Origin of the sequence: Azospirillum brasilense, from assembly GCF_022023855.1 — a bacterium.
GTDB lineage: Bacteria > Pseudomonadota > Alphaproteobacteria > Azospirillales > Azospirillaceae > Azospirillum > Azospirillum brasilense_F.
On record NZ_CP059449.1, the window covers coordinates 2549116 to 2564596 of the forward strand.

The 15481-nt window shown below is 66.5% G+C and carries 14 protein-coding genes; 2 read left to right on the forward strand and 12 right to left on the reverse strand.

Annotation, left to right across the window (positions count from 1 at the left end; translation table 11 throughout):
• Nucleotides 1-95 precede the first annotated feature (95 nt).
• Nucleotides 96-983, forward strand: coding sequence for a LysR family transcriptional regulator (locus H1Q64_RS12145; protein ID WP_237903694.1), 888 nt, complete (start codon nt 96-98; stop codon nt 981-983).
• A gap of 277 nt (nt 984-1260) precedes the next feature.
• Here H1Q64_RS12145 and sucD read toward each other — a convergent pair whose 3' ends face one another.
• The 5 genes from sucD to H1Q64_RS12170 form a co-directional block, all read right to left on the reverse strand.
• Complete coding sequence (sucD, locus tag H1Q64_RS12150) at nt 1261-2136, reverse strand: succinate--CoA ligase subunit alpha (RefSeq protein ID WP_109469207.1); 876 nt, start codon at nt 2134-2136, stop codon at nt 1261-1263.
• A 1-nt stretch (nt 2137) separates the two neighbouring features.
• Nucleotides 2138-3334, reverse strand: coding sequence for an ADP-forming succinate--CoA ligase subunit beta (gene sucC / locus H1Q64_RS12155; RefSeq protein WP_237903695.1), 1197 nt, complete (start codon nt 3332-3334; stop codon nt 2138-2140).
• A 234-nt stretch (nt 3335-3568) separates the two neighbouring features.
• Complete coding sequence (gene frc / locus H1Q64_RS12160) at nt 3569-4846, reverse strand: formyl-CoA transferase (RefSeq protein ID WP_237903696.1); 1278 nt, start codon at nt 4844-4846, stop codon at nt 3569-3571.
• A 112-nt stretch (nt 4847-4958) separates the two neighbouring features.
• Nucleotides 4959-6716, reverse strand: a complete 1758-nt coding sequence (gene oxc, locus H1Q64_RS12165; protein WP_237903697.1) for an oxalyl-CoA decarboxylase — start codon at nt 6714-6716, stop codon at nt 4959-4961.
• A 41-nt stretch (nt 6717-6757) separates the two neighbouring features.
• A complete protein-coding gene (locus H1Q64_RS12170) occupies nt 6758-7447 on the reverse strand; it encodes a GntR family transcriptional regulator (protein WP_014200112.1) in 690 nt (229 codons plus the stop codon).
• Between the two features lie 522 nt (nt 7448-7969).
• Between H1Q64_RS12170 and H1Q64_RS12175 the strand changes: the two genes are divergently transcribed.
• Complete coding sequence (locus H1Q64_RS12175; protein ID WP_237903698.1) at nt 7970-8671, forward strand: CBS domain-containing protein; 702 nt, start codon at nt 7970-7972, stop codon at nt 8669-8671.
• Between the two features lie 77 nt (nt 8672-8748).
• Here H1Q64_RS12175 and H1Q64_RS12180 read toward each other — a convergent pair whose 3' ends face one another.
• The 7 genes from H1Q64_RS12180 to H1Q64_RS12210 form a co-directional block, all read right to left on the reverse strand.
• Nucleotides 8749-10143, reverse strand: coding sequence for an NAD(P)(+) transhydrogenase (Re/Si-specific) subunit beta (locus H1Q64_RS12180; RefSeq protein WP_237903699.1), 1395 nt, complete (start codon nt 10141-10143; stop codon nt 8749-8751).
• Nucleotides 10144-10145: 2 nt separating this feature from the next.
• Nucleotides 10146-10580 carry an NAD(P) transhydrogenase subunit alpha gene (locus H1Q64_RS12185; RefSeq protein ID WP_014240278.1) on the reverse strand — a complete coding sequence of 145 codons (435 nt, stop codon included), beginning with the start codon at nt 10578-10580 and terminating at the stop codon, nt 10146-10148.
• 13 nt (nt 10581-10593) lie between these two features.
• Nucleotides 10594-11766 carry a Re/Si-specific NAD(P)(+) transhydrogenase subunit alpha gene (locus H1Q64_RS12190; RefSeq protein ID WP_237903700.1) on the reverse strand — a complete coding sequence of 391 codons (1173 nt, stop codon included), beginning with the start codon at nt 11764-11766 and terminating at the stop codon, nt 10594-10596.
• 259 nt (nt 11767-12025) lie between these two features.
• On the reverse strand, nt 12026-12481 hold the full coding sequence (locus H1Q64_RS12195; RefSeq protein ID WP_237903701.1) for a CBS domain-containing protein: 456 nt from the start codon (nt 12479-12481) through the stop codon (nt 12026-12028).
• A 99-nt stretch (nt 12482-12580) separates the two neighbouring features.
• Nucleotides 12581-13606 (reverse strand): 2-dehydropantoate 2-reductase, encoded by a 1026-nt coding sequence (locus H1Q64_RS12200; protein WP_137114415.1) that lies wholly within the window; start codon nt 13604-13606, stop codon nt 12581-12583.
• Nucleotides 13607-13866: 260 nt separating this feature from the next.
• The gene (locus tag H1Q64_RS12205; RefSeq protein ID WP_237903702.1) at nt 13867-14337 is read right to left on the reverse strand and encodes a GNAT family N-acetyltransferase; all 471 of its coding nucleotides are present in this window, start codon (nt 14335-14337) and stop codon (nt 13867-13869) included.
• Nucleotides 14338-14505: 168 nt separating this feature from the next.
• Complete coding sequence (locus H1Q64_RS12210) at nt 14506-15435, reverse strand: histone deacetylase family protein (protein ID WP_237903703.1); 930 nt, start codon at nt 15433-15435, stop codon at nt 14506-14508.
• Nucleotides 15436-15481: the final 46 nt, after the last annotated feature.

The following is a 15481-nucleotide window of genomic DNA, read 5'->3' on the forward strand; positions in this document are numbered from 1 at the left end:
CGGGACTGGCTCTGTCGCGGTTGCCCTAGGCTTACCGACCCGCCATCATGAATAGAAGTGGTATGTTCTCATGAGTGGATGAGCCGGAGTCATGAATGATTGACCGCCAGATCCTCGCGATTCTGCGGGAGGTGGATCGGGCGGGCAGCGTCACCGCCGCCGCCGAACGCCTGAATCTCAGCCAGTCGGCGCTGAGCCACACGATGCGCAAATTCGAGGAACGCTGCGGCGTAGAAATCTGGATGAAGAAGGGGCGGAGCCTCCGCTTCACCCAGGCTGGCCGGCATCTTTTGGCGCTGGCGCAGCGCCTGCTGCCGCAGTTCGAGCACGCCGAACGGGTTCTCGCCGATTTCGCGTCGGGCCGCCGCGGGGCGTTCCGAGTGGGCATGGAATGCCATCCCTGCCAAGCTTGGCTGATGCGGATGACCGCCCGCTATCTCACCCAATGGCAGGACGTGGATTTCGAGGTCCGCACCGCCTTCCGCTTCGACGGCTTGGCTGCGCTGCTCGACAATGAGATCGATTTGTTGATCACGCCCGACCCCATCGAGACCGCCGACGTCCTGTTCACACCGGTCTTCGATTACGAACTCGTCCTCGTGGTGCATGACGCGCACCCTCTCGCCGCGCGGGATGGGGCGCAGCCGGAAGACCTTTGTGCGGAGGAATTGATCACGGTCCCGGTCAGCCTGGAACGGTTGGACGTCTACACCCGCTTTCTCGTCCCCGCCCATTGCCGTCCGCGTCGCCACAAGACCGTGGAGTCGACCGACCTGATGCTCCAGCTCGTTGCCGCCCGGCGTGGGGTCACCGTCCTGCCGGACTGGCTGGTGCGGGAGGACGGTGCCGGACTTCCCATCCGCAGCGTACGGTTGGGAAGCGAGGGGATCGGCAAGAGCATTCATCTCGGCGTTCGCCGCGGCGAGGAGGGCGTGGATTACATCGCCGGCTTCTTGGCGCTCGCGCTGTCAGCGGATCAATAAGCAAGTGAGCAAAAAAAATGGCCGTGCTGTTGCCAGCACGGCCAGTGATTTCGAGAGGCTCGCATAAATGCAGAGCAACAACCCGCCCGATACAAAGGGTGAAGCACCCTGTGCAAGACCAAGATGACTGGTCGGACTACTCGCCGCAACGCTTCTCTGATGGCTTTCCACATCGCGAAAACAGTCCCCTTCCCTGCCGAATACACAAACAAGAAGACCGCGCCGTTGCCGGCGCGGCCAGTCACTTCGGGGAAAACACCACAGCGACGAAAACGGATCAGCCCTTGAAGACCTTCAGCATGGTGGAACCCAGGCTGGCGGGGCTGTCGGCGACGGCGATGCCGACGGACTTCATGAAGTCGATCTTGAAGTCGGCGGTGTCGTTGCCGCCGGAGATCACCGCGCCGGCATGGCCCATGCGGCGGCCCGGAGGCGCGGTGCGCCCGGCGATGAAGCCGACGACCGGCTTCTTGGTCCCGGAGTCGCGGATGAACTCCGCGCCCTTGACTTCGGCGTCGCCGCCGATCTCGCCGATCATGATGATGCCCTCGGTCTCCGGGTCCTTCAGGAACAGCTCCAGGCTGTCCACGAAGTTCGTCCCGTTGACCGGATCGCCACCGATGCCGATGCAGGTCGTCTGGCCCAGCCCCGCCGCGGTGGTCTGCGCCACCGCCTCGTAGGTCAGCGTGCCCGAGCGCGAGACGATGCCGATCTTGCCGCGCTTGTGGATGTGGCCCGGCATGATGCCGATCTTGCACTCGTCGGGCGTGATGATGCCCGGGCAGTTCGGCCCGATCAGACGGGTCTTGGAGTTGCCCAGCGCCCGCTTGACGCGCACCATGTCGAGCACCGGGATGCCCTCGGTGATGCACACCACCAGCGGGATCTCGGCGTCGATCGCCTCCAGGATGGCATCGGCGGCGAACGGCGGCGGCACGTAGATGACGCTGGCGTTGGCGCCGGTCTTCTCGACCGCGTCGGCCACCGTGTCGAAGACCGGCAGGTCGAGGTGCTTGGTGCCGCCCTTGCCCGGCGTGACGCCGCCGACCATCTTGGTGCCGTAGGCGATCGCCTGCTCGGAATGGAAGGTGCCCTGGGCTCCGGTGAAGCCCTGGCAGATCACCTTCGTGTTCTTATCGACGAGAACAGCCATCTTACGCGGCCTCCTTCACGGCCTTGACCACCTTCTCGGCGGCGTCGGCGAGGTTGTCGGCCGACAGGATCGGCAGACCGGACTCAGCAAGGATCTTCTTGCCCAGCTCGACGTTCGTGCCTTCCAGACGGACGACCAGAGGCACATGCAGCTTCACGTCGCGGGCCGCCGTGACGACGCCTTCGGCGATGACGTCGCAGCGCATGATGCCGCCGAAGATGTTGACCAGGATTCCGCTCACATTGGGATCGGAAAGGATCAGCTTGAAGGCCGCGGTGACGCGCTCCTTGGTGGCGCCGCCGCCGACATCGAGGAAGTTGGCCGGCTCGCCGCCGTACAGCTTGATGATGTCCATGGTGCCCATCGCCAGACCGGCGCCGTTGACCATGCAGCCGATGTTGCCGTCGAGCTTGACGTAGTTCAGGTCGTGCTTGGCGGCCTCGACCTCGGCCGGGTCCTCCTCGGCGACGTCGCGCAGCTCGGCCACGTTCTTGTGGCGGAACAGGGCGTTGTCGTCGAAGGCCATCTTGGCGTCGAGCGCCAGGATCTCGCCCGAGCCGGTGACGATCAGCGGGTTGATCTCGACGATCGCGCAGTCCAGCTCGGTGAAGGCGCGGTACATGGCGGTCAGGAACTTCGCCGCCGCCCCGACCTGCTTGCCTTCGAGGCCGAGCGCGAAGGCGACCTTGCGGGTGTGGTAGCCCTGGATGCCGGTGGCCGGGTCGATGGCGACCTTGACGATCTTCTCCGGCGTGTTGTGGGCGACCTCCTCGATCTCCATGCCGCCTTCGGTGGACGCCATGATGGTGACGCGGCCGGTGGCGCGGTCGACGAGCATGCCGAGATACAGCTCGCGCTTGATGTCGGCGCCTTCCTCGACGTAGAGGCGCTTGACCTCGCGGCCGTCCGGACCGGTCTGCTTGGTGACCAGCACGTGGTTCAGCATCTCGGCGGCGTTCTTGCCGACCTCCTCGATGGATTTGACGACGCGGACGCCGCCCTTGCCCTCGGGGTTGTCCTTGAAGCGGCCGGCGCCGCGGCCGCCCGCATGGATCTGCGACTTCACGACCCACACCGGGCCGCCCAGCTCGCGGGCGACGGTCTCGGCTTCCTGCGGGGTGTAGGCGACGCCGCCGCGGGGCACCGCGACGCCGTACGTCTTCAGCAGGCCCTTGGCCTGATACTCATGGATGTTCATGGCTGTCTTCGGGTGTTTAAAATGGAAGGGTGCGGGGCGCAGGCCGGCATCGGCGCTGACGCGTCCCGCGCCGGCACCCTGCGTCCTGTGCTGAATCCGTGGAAGAATAACGGTGTGAGCCCGCGGCTCACCGGATGTGTGCGTCAACGCCCCCGCTCTTCGGGACTGCGTGCGCCTGTTATCCGTGCTGCATGGAGCGGGCGCCCTGACGGAACGCCCTCGCCACGGCTGTCTTTACTCGGCGGCCATGCGGGGAACGACCAGCCCCAGAGCGCCGCTGTCGCGGACCTCGCCGATGCGGCGTTCGTCGAAGCCGAGCACCTCGCGCAGGATCTCGTCGGTGTGTTCGCCTAGCAGCGGCGACCGCGTGACCTCGGTCGGGCTGTCCGACAGCTTGATCGGGTTGCCGACCGTCAGGTACTTGCCGCGCGTCGGGTGGTCCACCTCGACGATGGTGCCGGTCTCGCGCAGCGACTGATCCTCCGCCAGCTCCTTCATCGACAGGATGGGGCCGCAGGGGATGTCGTACTTGTTCAGGATCTCCATGACCTCGAACTTCGTCTTGGTCATGGTCCACTCTTCGACGGTCGCGAAGATGTCCTTCAGGCGCGGCAGGCGCGCGGCGGGCGTCGCGTAGTCCGGATCGGTGACCCACTCCGGCTTGCCGATGACGTCGCAGATCTTCGCCCAGACCGGCGCCTGGGTGATGAAGTAGATGTAGGCGTTGGGGTCGGTCTCCCAGCCCTTGCACTTCAGGATCCAGCCCGGCTGGCCACCGCCCGAGGCGTTGCCGGCGCGCGGCACGGTGTCGCCGAACGCGCCGTTGGGGTACTGCGGGTACTCTTTCAGCGGGCCACGCTCCAGCCGCTGCTGGTCGCGCAGCTTGACGCGGCAGAGGTTCAGCACGGCGTCCTGCATGGCCGCCAGCACCTTCTGGCCGCGCCCGGTCTGGGTGCGCTGGTAGAGCGCCGTCACGATGCCCAGCGCCAGATGCAGGCCGGTGCCGCTGTCGCCGATCTGGGCGCCGGTGACCATCGGCGGGCCGTCGTCGAAGCCGGTCGTCGAGGCCGAGCCGCCGGCGCACTGCGCGACGTTCTCGTAGACCTTGCAGTCCTCGTAGGGACCGGGGCCGAAGCCCTTGACCGAGGCGACGATGATGCGGGGGTTCAGCTCCTGGATGCGCTCCCAGGTCAGGCCCATGCGGTCGAGCACGCCGGGGGCGAAATTCTCGACCATCACGTCGCAGATGCGCACCAGATCCTCCAGGACGCGCTTGCCGTCCGGGTTCTTGGTGTCCAGCGTGATGGACCGCTTGTTGTGGTTCAGCATGGTGAAGTAGAGGCTGTCGGCCTCGGGCACGTCGCGCAGCTGGCCGCGCGTGATGTCGCCCTCGCCCGGACGCTCGACCTTGATGACGTCGGCGCCGAACCACGCCAGAAGCTGCGTGCAGGTCGGACCCGACTGAACGTGGGTAAAGTCCAGAACCCGCACGCCTTCAAGAGCTTTTCCCATCGTCGTTCCTCCCGGTGGTGCTCTGTGTCTGAAAAGGGCGGCGCCACCCCTCGCTGGCAGGGCCGCCCGGCCTGGAACCGGAGAACCGGCGTCCTTGGCTACCGCTCGATCGTCAGGTCTTTGGACCCTTGCGGACGGCGCTGGTGGGGTTGAGGCTGCCGATGTTGCCGCTCTCCGACCCGGCGTTGGGGTCGATCACCGCGTTGATCAGCGTCGGCCGACCGCTGTCCATGGCCGCGCTGACCGCCCGGTACAGCTCGTCCGGCGTCGTCACGTTGACGCCCTCGCCGCCGAAGGCCTCCATCATCTTGTCGTAACGGGAGTCCGGAACGAAGACCATCGGAGACGGGTCCGACCCGCCCGTCGGGTTCACGTCCGTCCCCTTGTAGATGCCGTTGTTGTTGAACACCACGATGCACACCGGCAGGTTGTACCGGCAGATCGTCTCCACCTCCATGCCCGAGAAGCCGAAGGCGCTGTCGCCTTCCACCGCCAGCACCGGCTTGCCCGACTCCACCGCAGCCGCCACCGCGAAGCCCATCCCGATGCCCATCACGCCCCAGGTCCCGACGTCCAGGCGCTTGCGCGGCTGGTGCATGTCGATGATCCCGCGCGCCAGGTCCAGCGTGTTCGCCCCCTCGTTCACCAGCAGCGCGTCCGGCCGCTCCTGCACCACCCGGCGCAGCGCGCCGAGCGCGCCGTGGAAGTTCATCGGCGAGGCGTTGCTCATCAGCTTGGGCGCCATCTTGGCGATGTTCGCCTCCTTGCGCGCCGACACCGCCCCCGTCCACTCCGCCGGCGGCGGCGTCCAGCCCTTGGCCATGCCCGCCGTCAGCGCCGACACGCACGACCCGATGTCGCCGACCAGCGGCGCCACGATCGCCACGTTGCTGTCCATCTCGCGCGGCTCGATGTCGATCTGGATGAAGGTCTTCGACCCCGGCTCGCCCCAGGTCTTGCCCTTGCCGTGCGACAGCAGCCAGTTCAGACGGGCGCCGACCAGCACCACCACGTCGGCGTCCTTCAGCACCATCGAGCGCGCCGCGCCCGCCGACTGCGGGTGGGTGTCCGGCAGCAGGCCCTTGGCCATGCTCATCGGCAGGAACGGGATGCCGCTCTTCTCGACCAGCTCGCGCACCGCCTCGTCGGCCTGCGCGTAGGCGGCGCCCTTGCCGAGGATGATCAACGGCCGCTTGGCGCCCTTCAGCACCTCCAGGGCGCGCGCCACCGAGTCCGGCGAGGGCAGCTGCGCCGGGGCGGCGTCGACCACCTTGACCAGCGAGCGCGCGCCCTCGGCGGCGTCCATCACCTGCGAGAACAGCTTGGCCGGCAGGTCGAGGTAGACGCCGCCCGGACGGCCCGACACCGCGGCGCGGATCGCGCGGGCCACCGCGATGCCGATGTCCTGGGCGTGCAGCACGCGGAAGGCCGCCTTGCACAAAGGCTTGGCGATGGCCAGCTGGTCCATCTCCTCGTAGTCGCCCTGCTGGAGGTCGACGATCTCGCGCTCCGACGAGCCGGAGATCAGGATCATCGGGAAGCAGTTGGTGGTGGCGTTGGCCAGAGCGGTCAGGCCGTTGAGGAAGCCCGGCGCCGAGACGGTCATGCACACGCCCGGCTTCTTGGTCAGGAAGCCGGCGATGGCGGCGGCGTTGCCGGCGTTCTGCTCGTGGCGGAAGGAGATGACCCGCAGCCCCTCGCCCTGGGCCATGCGCAGCAGGTCGGAAATCGGGATGCCCGGCACGACGTAGAGGTTCTCGATGCCGTTGAGCTTGAGGGCATCGATGACGAGCTGGAAACCATCCGTCAGCGCCGGTTCCGCATCGGTGGCGGCCGTGGCTTGGTTGTTGAGGACTGTGACGGCTGACATAAGGGTTACTCCTCCCCGACTCTTATTCGGTTCACGATCGGTCAATCGAGAAAATCGCAGTGCTGTTCGACATGGCGGGCCAGCCCCAGCGTGTGCTCGCGCACCCGCCGCTCGGCCAGGTCGGCGTCGCGCCGGGTCAGGGCGTCGATGATGTCGCGGTGCTCGACGATGGACGTCTCGGCCCGGCCGCCGCGGCGCATGGTGACGCGGCGGATGGCCCGCATGTGGATGAAGAAGCGGTCGGTCAGGTCGGCGATGAGCGTGCAGCCCGAGGCCTGGATGATCGACTGGTGGAAGGCGACGTTGGCGTCGGAATACTCCAGCACGTGGTCGGCCAGCTCGCCTTCGGCGAAGCGGTCGAAGGTCTCGTGCAGGTCGGCCATGCCGCGCTCGTCGGCGCGCTCGACGAAGAGCCGGGCGGCCATGCCCTCCAGCGCCGCGCAGACGGTGATCATCTCGATGATCTCCGCCTTGGTCTTGCGCACCACGAAGATGCCGCGCCGGGGCATGGAGCGGATGAAGCCCTCCTGCTCCAGCAGCGCCATGGCCTCGCGCACCGGGGTGCGGCTGACGCCCAGCGCCTCGCAGAGCTGGCGCTCGTCGAGGCGGATCTCGCTCGGCCCGCCGTAGATGTCCATCTGGGTGATGGCTTGGCGCAGCGCTTGGTAGGCCTTGGCCTTGAAGCTCATCCCCTGATCCAGGGGTGCGACCGAGAAACTCATCGTCTGCATGGCTGTTCCCGTCCCTCTCTCTCCGCCCCCGGTTGCCCCGGAGTCCCCCCGGTTGACGGGGTTTGGGCCGCGCTTTCATTGCCCCGGAGAGGGAAGCGGCTTGGATTGGTGATACGGTATACCAGATGCCAGCTCATGACAAGCGGATATGTTCGGATCGCGGACTGTTTCTTCGATGAACGACGCCACGGCACTTTGTCTGCGGCGGCGGGGCAATTCTGCACCCTTTGTCATTAACTGGCATATCGTATACGGTATCCAAACTCTGCATAACTGGTATACCGAATCCATTATAGCCCGAACGGACCGCTGGGGGTACAAACGTCCTTGGAACTACACGCATTCCTCCCTGTAGATTCCCCCACCTGACGGCTCCGCGGCTTCCTGCCAGCGGAGCCTTCTTTTTTCCGCCGGCCAAATCGGCCTGCGGCAAATTGGTATACCGTACACCAGACAGTTTCACCGCACTTCCTGTGTGTGTATGTTGGCTGGGTCAACGAATCAGGTGAACGGAGGAAAGCCATGAAAGCAGCGGACATCATGACCCGTCAGGTCATCACCATCGGTCCCGACGCCACGGTGACCGAAGCCGCGAAGCGCATGCTGGAGAACCGGATCAGCGGCCTGCCCGTCTGCGATTCGAACGGGCGCCTGCTCGGCGTCATCAGCGAAGGCGACCTGCTGCGCCGGACGGAGACCGGCACCGTGCGCCGGGCCTCCTGGTGGCTCGCCATGTTTGCGGGCGCGCCGAACCAAGCCGCCGACTACACCAAGTCCCACGGTCGCCATGTGCGCGACGCGATGACGGAATCGCTGATCTCCGTCACGGAGGAAACCCCGCTCGACGAGGTGGTCCGCCTGATGGAAGGCAACCGCATCAAGCGCGTTCCGGTGCTGAGCAACGGCAAGCTGGTCGGGATCGTCAGCCGCGCCAACCTGCTGCATGTACTCGCCAGCATCGCGCCGGACGTCTCCCCGGCCGCCGCGGACGACCGCGTCGTGCGCGACCGGCTTCTGGAAACCCTGCGGGCGCAGCCCTGGGCGCCGGAGATCAGCGAAAACATCGTGGTGCGCAACGGCGTCGTGCATCTCTGGGGCAGCGTCCGCACCGAGGCGCAGCGTGACGCGATTCGCGTCGCCGCCGAGAACACCCCCGGCGTCACCCGCGTGGAAAATCACCTGATCATCGTGGATCATGTCGCCGAGGGCGCCGTCGGCTTCTGAGCCAATCGCCGATGCGGCAACAAAAAAGCCCCTTCCCGGTTCGTCCGGGAAGGGGCTTTTCCTTTTTCAGCAGACCTTTACTCGGTGGCCTTCACGACCTCTTCGGTGACCTTCTTGGCGTCGCCGAACAGCATCATGGTGTTGGGGCGGAAGAACAGCTCGTTCTCGACGCCGGCGTAGCCGGCGGCCATGCCGCGCTTGATGAAGAACACCGTCTTGGCCTTCTCGACGTCGAGGATCGGCATGCCGTAGATCGGCGATTGCGGATCGGTCTTGGCCGCCGGGTTGGTCACGTCGTTGGCGCCGATCACGAAGGCCACGTCCGCCGTGCCGAAGTCGCGGTTGATGTCCTCCAGCTCGAACACCTCGTCGTAGGGCACGTTGGCCTCGGCCAGCAGCACGTTCATGTGCCCGGGCATGCGCCCCGCCACCGGATGGATGGCGTACTTGACCTCGACGCCCTCCTTCTTCAGCAGGTCGGCCATCTCGCGCAGCGCGTGCTGCGCCTGGGCCACCGCCATGCCGTAGCCGGGGACGATGATCACCGACTGGGCGTTCTTCATGATGTAGGCCGCGTCCTCCGGCGAGCCGGCCTTGACCGTGCCGCGCTCGCCGCCGCCGGCCGCCGCCGAAGCCGCCCCGCTGTCGCCGCCGAAGCCGCCCAGGATGACGTTGAAGATCGAGCGGTTCATGCCCTTGCACATGATGTAGGACAGGATGGCGCCCGACGAGCCGACCAGCGCGCCCGTGACGATCAGCAGGTTGTTCTGCAGCGTGAAGCCGATGCCCGCCGCCGCCCAGCCCGAGTAGCTGTTCAGCATCGAGATCACCACCGGCATGTCGGCGCCGCCGATCGGCAGGATCAAAAGCAGGCCGAGCGCCAGCGACACGGCGACGATCAGCCACATCGGGGCATCGGCGTTGCTCTGCACCAGCCAGACAATGAGGAGGATGGTGAGGATGCCGAGGCCGGCGTTGAGGTGGTGCTGGAAGGGGAAGACCAGCGGCTTGCCGGTGACCAGCCCCTGCAGCTTGGCAAACGCGACGATCGAGCCGGTGAAGGTGATGGCGCCGATGGCGGTGCCCAGCGCCATCTCGACCAGCGAGCCCTTGGCGATGGCGCCGGGGACGCCGATACCGTAGGCCTCGGGCGAGTAGAAGGCCGACAGCGCCACGAACACCGCGGCCAGACCGACCAGCGAGTGGAAGGCGGCGACGAGCTGCGGCAGGGCGGTCATCTCGATCTTCTTGGCGATGACGTAGCCGATGCCGCCGCCGATCGCGATGCCGAGCACGATCATCCAGTAGGACTGGACAATGGGCAGGGCCAGCGTGGTCAGCACGGCGATGGTCATGCCGGCCATGCCGAAGAAGTTGCCCTGGCGGGAGGTCTCCGGGCTGGACAGGCCGCGCAGCGCCATGATGAAGCAGACCGAGGCGACCAGGTAGAGAAGGGCGGACAGGGTTTCCATGGTTACTTGCCCTTCTTCTTGAACATCGACAGCATGCGCTGGGTGACCAGGAAGCCGCCGAAGATGTTGACGCTGGCCAGGATGACCGCGAGGAAACCCATGATCTTGGAGAAGCCGAAACCGGCCGGGCCGGCGGCGATCAGGGCGCCGACGATGATCACCGAGGACACCGCGTTGGTCACCGCCATCAGCGGCGAGTGCAGCGCCGGCGTCACCCGCCACACCACGTAGTAGCCGACGAAGCAGGCCAGCACGAACACCGTCAGGCCGGTGATGAAGAAGTTGCCGTGGCTCGCCGCGTCCAGGACGGGCGCCGGGATCGGCATCGCGTGGGTCATCTGGGCAACCTGGACCTGAAGCTCCGCCGTCTGGTTGGTCAGGGTGAGGAGCGAGTGGCGGAAGGCCTCAATCTGGCTCGCGGGATCGGGATGTTCCATGGAAGCCGCCTCCTCAGACGGTCTGGACTTCGCGGACCGTGTCCGCGAAGGCGGGATGGACGACCTGCCCATCGCGGGTGAGCGCGATGGCCTTCACGATCTCGTCGTCCCAGTTGAGCGTGACGCCCTTCTCCTTGTCGTGCAGCGACTGCAGCAGCGCGAGCAGGTTCTTGGCGTAGAGGAGCGAGGCGCTCTCGGCGATGCGGCTGGGGTAGTTGGCATGGCCAACGATCTTCACCCCGTTCTCCGTGGTGACGACCTTGCCCAGCTCCGAGCCCTCGACGTTGCCGCCCTGCTCCACCGCCAGATCGATCAGCACCGAGCCCGGCTTCATCGACGCCACATGCTCGCGCGTCACCAGGATCGGCGCCTTGCGCCCGGGGATCAGCGCCGTGGTGATGACGATGTCCTGCTTCTTGATGTGCTCGGCCACCAGCGCCGCCTGCTGGCGCTTGTAGTCGTCGGACATCTCCTTGGCGTAGCCGCCCGCGGTCTCGGCCTGCTTGAACTCGTCGTTCTCCACCGCGACGAAGCTGCCGCCCAGCGACTGCACCTGCTCCTTGACCGCCGGGCGCACGTCGGTCGCCGAGACGATGGCGCCCAGCCGCTTGGCCGTGGCGATGGCCTGCAGACCGGCCACGCCGACGCCCATGATGAAGGCGCGCGCCGGCGGCACCGTGCCCGCCGCGGTCATCATCATCGGGTAGGCCCGGCCGTACTCGCTGGCCGCATCCACCACCGCCTTGTAGCCGGCGAGGTTGGCCTGCGAGGACAGGACATCCATAACCTGGGCGCGGGTGATGCGCGGCATGAACTCCATGGCGAAGGCGTTCACCCCGGCCGCCGCGTAGGCCGCCACGTGGTCGCGGCTGTTGTAGGGGTTGAGGATGGCAAACAGCAGCGCGCCGCGCTTGATCAGCGCCAGCTCGTCGAGGTCCCCCTCCCCGGCCAGCAGCGGGCGCTGCACCTTCAGCACGATGTCGGCGTCGGCCAGCGCCGAGGCGGCGTCCGGCGCGATCTCCGCGCCGGCGTCCTGATAGACCCGGTCCGGCAGGTTCGAGCCCAGACCGGCCCCGGTCTCGACCACGACGTCGAGACCGAGACCCTTGATCTTCTTGACGGTCTCCGGAGACGCCGCGACGCGATTCTCGCCCGCGCGCCGCTCCCTGGGTATGGCGATTCTCATGGTTGTTGATTGCCTCCCAAAGCAATCGGCAGGACGAGGCGTCAGCGCTCCGGCCTCGACGGCGGGCGGCCTCGGCGGGCGGCCCGCCGGTCAAATTCTCGAATGATGTCGGTGCCGGTCAGCGACGAGGCGTGGTCCGGCGTCAGGCCTGCAGGGCGGCGGAGCGGTCACCCGGGATGGATGCGGGTGACCGCCTCCGGACCACCGCCGCCGTCATGGGAAGGCTAACCTTGAACGCTGTCCAAGGCGCCGTCGTCTGTCACTGGGCCGCGGCGACGGGATAGCTGACGACCTCGGCCGTCTCGGCGTCCGGCGGGGCGGCGTCGAGCTGCGCCTTGATGAGATCGCGCACGCTGACCACGCCGACCAGCGAGGCGCCGTCCAGAACGGGGATGTGGCGAATGGTGTGATCGTCCATCAACTGGAGCACATGACGGACGGAATCGCCCGGCGCGCAGCAGACGGGATGATGGCTCATCACCGCCGTGACCGGCAGGGACAGGATGCCCGGCCCGCGGTCGGTCAGGCTGCGCACGATGTCGCGTTCGGAAATCACCCCGACGACCGTGTTGCCCTCGGTCCGGCAGACGTCCTTGACCACCAGCGCGCCGGTGTTTTCGGCCTTCAGAAGACGCAACGCCGTTTCCACGGTTTCGTTGATGCGCACCGTGCCGATGCGCGTCCCCTTCCGGCGGAGAATGTCTTCAACCCTCATGACGCTCCTCCTGTGAAGCGATTGTCCGGCCCCTCGGCGTTGCTTCGCTTCGTCGTTGGGGGCGTTGGTTTCTGTGTGCGGGGCCGGACGGTGTCCGCCCTACTGGGCGGCGACCGCGGGTGCGGCCTCGGACGACGCCCGCTGCGGGCGGGTGTAGCAGTCGGCGATCTCGCCGCGCTGGCGGACGAGGGCCAGGACCACGTCGATGGTCGGGGTCGCCACGCCGACCATGCGGCCCATCTCCTGGACCACCGACAGCAGGGCATCGATCTCCATCGGACGGCCGCGCTCCAAATCCTGGAGCATGGAGGTCTTGTGCGCGCCGACCGCGCCGGCGCCGTTGATGCGGCGTTCGACATCCACCCGGAAATGCACGCCCAGACGGTCGCCGATCTCCTTGGCCTCAAGCATCATCGCCTTGGCGACGGCGCGGGTTTCCGGATCGGAGCAGATGACGTCCAGCGTGGCGTGGGTGAGCGCGCTGATCGGGTTGAAGCAGAGGTTGCCCCACAGCTTCAGCCAGATCTCGTCGCGGATGCGGTCGAGCACCGGGGCGCGCAGGCCACCGGCCTCCATGGCCGCGCTGAGCTTCTTCACGCGGTCGGACTGGCTGCCGTCCGGCTCGCCCAACGAGAACTTGTCGCCGTAGATATGCTGAATGACGCCGGGTTCGACGACTTCGGTCGCGGGGTAGACGACACAGCCGATGGCGCGCTCCGGGCTCAGACCGTTCCACTGGATGCCGCCCGGATCGACGGTGTCGAGCACGCGGCCTTCGAACTCGCCGCCGTTCTTGTAGAAGTACCAGTAGGGGATGCCGTTGACCGCGGTGACCACGGCGGTGTCCTTGCCGAGCAGCGGCTGGATGGCGTTGACGACGCTGGGAACGGAGTGGGCCTTCAGACCGATGATGACGTAGTCCTGCGGGCCGAGTTCCGCCGCGTTGTCGGTGCAGCGGGGGTGGACGACCGTTTCTTCCTCTCCGACGATCAGCTTGACGCCGTTCTCACGCATGGCCGTGAGATGGGCGCCGCGCGCCACGAGGCTGACATCCGCGCCGGCCTGGTGGAGACGCACACCCAGATACCCGCCGATGGCCCCGGACCCAAAGATGCAGATCTTCATAACCCGTTTCCTCTCCCCCAATTATCGGCCACGCGCCGCGCAGCCTTTGCAGTAACCCCAATCAATCAGCACACCAAACAAATACAGAGTTTGGTATACCAGATACCAGATGTCAACTGGCAAAATAGACCCTGTCGAGGGAGGGACATGATCCGGAATCGGGCGAGAATCCTGGGTTTTCCAACGAAAGTTCGAGCATGGAAAACCGGACGCCCGGCCCGTCCGGACGCCCGGTTCGCGGGTCCATCCGGTGTGCTGGATCAGGTGAGCGGCAGGACGAGTTGGAATGCCTTAACCGTCATCCGCTTGCGGTGATAGAAGCGGTGCGCGTCGCCGCGCTGGACGCCGGAGATGATTTCCATCTGGGCGCAGCCCTTTTCGCGGGCCTGACCAGCCAGCCAATCGAACAGCTTGTCGCCCAGACCGAAGGAACGGTGCTTCGGCGAGGTGACGAGGTCCTCAACATACATATAGCGGCCGCGCGATAGGGTCTCGTGAACGCGAAAGCCGCCGCAGCCGGCCACCTCGCCGTCGATGCGCAGGAGCGCCATGTTGTAGCCGTCCTCCATCTGACGGTGGATCTGCGCCACGTAGGCGTCGGCGTCCGTCATGTGGGTGCGCAGTTCCTTCACCACCGCGTAGCTGTCGGCGATGTCGGCATCACTCTTTGCAATGGTGATCTCGATGGTGGGTTGGTCGGCAGCGTTCTGTTCGGCGATCCGCTGGTCCATCGTGCGTAACTCCCGTTTTTTTGTGTGTTCGAGGGACTCTGTTCGTCCATCTGGTATTTGGTATACCAGATAATCCGTGCGGGAAGCAACTGCTCCCATGATGCACCCGCACGAAGACCTTCGAAAAGACCTCCCAAATGATGAGGGAGTCACGCCATGGCGGCACGGTCAGCCACGCATCAGGGCCTGGAGATGGGCCGCGCAGCCTTCGGCGAGCCCCACCATGTCGTAGCCGCCCTCCAGCACCGTCACGACGCGGCCGTCGCACAGCCGGTCCGCCGCCTCCACCAGCTTGCGCGTCGCCCATTCGAAATCCGGCCCTGTGAAGTTCAGCGACGCCAGGGGGTCGCGGGCGTGGGCGTCGAATCCGGCGGAGATCAGGATCAGCTCCGGCTGGAACTCCTCCAGCGCGGGGAGGATACGGCGCTCCATGGCTTGGCGGAACTCCACCGTCCCGGAATGGGGCGGCAGCGGCGCGTTGACGATGTTGTCGGCGACCCCGGTTTCGCTCATCGAGCCGGTGCCGGGATAGAGCGGCGACTGGTGGGTCGAGGCGAAGAACAGGTCGGCATCGTCCCAGAACATCGCCTGGGTGCCGTTGCCGTGGTGCACGTCGTAATCGACCACGGCCACGCGGGTCAGACCGCGCCGCTTGCGGGCGTGCTCGGCACCGACCGCCACATTGTTGAAGACGCAGAATCCCATGGCGCGGGCCGGTTCCGCGTGGTGGCCGCAGGGACGGACAGCGCAGAAGGCGTTCTTCGCCGTCCCATCCAGTACCGCATCCACCGCCGCGCAGACCGCTCCGGCGGCCCGCAGGATCGCCGAACGCGAAGTCGGGGACAGCACGGTGTCGGCGTCCAACCGGACATGGCCGCTTTCGGGAACCGCGCTCAGCACGGCGTCCACATAGGCCGGGTCATGCACCCAGCGCAGCTGCTCGACCTCCGCCTCCGGAGCCTCGAAGCGGGGCAGATCGCGGAACTCGTCGCGGTCCAGAACCTCCCATACCACGGCGATTCGCTCGGGACGCTCCGGGTGCCCCGGGCCGGTGTCGTGCGCCAGGAAGTCCGGATGGGTGAAAATGGCGGTGGTCATCGAGTCTTCTCCTCCCCTGTACCGATGATTTGAGGCTGGTCGATCG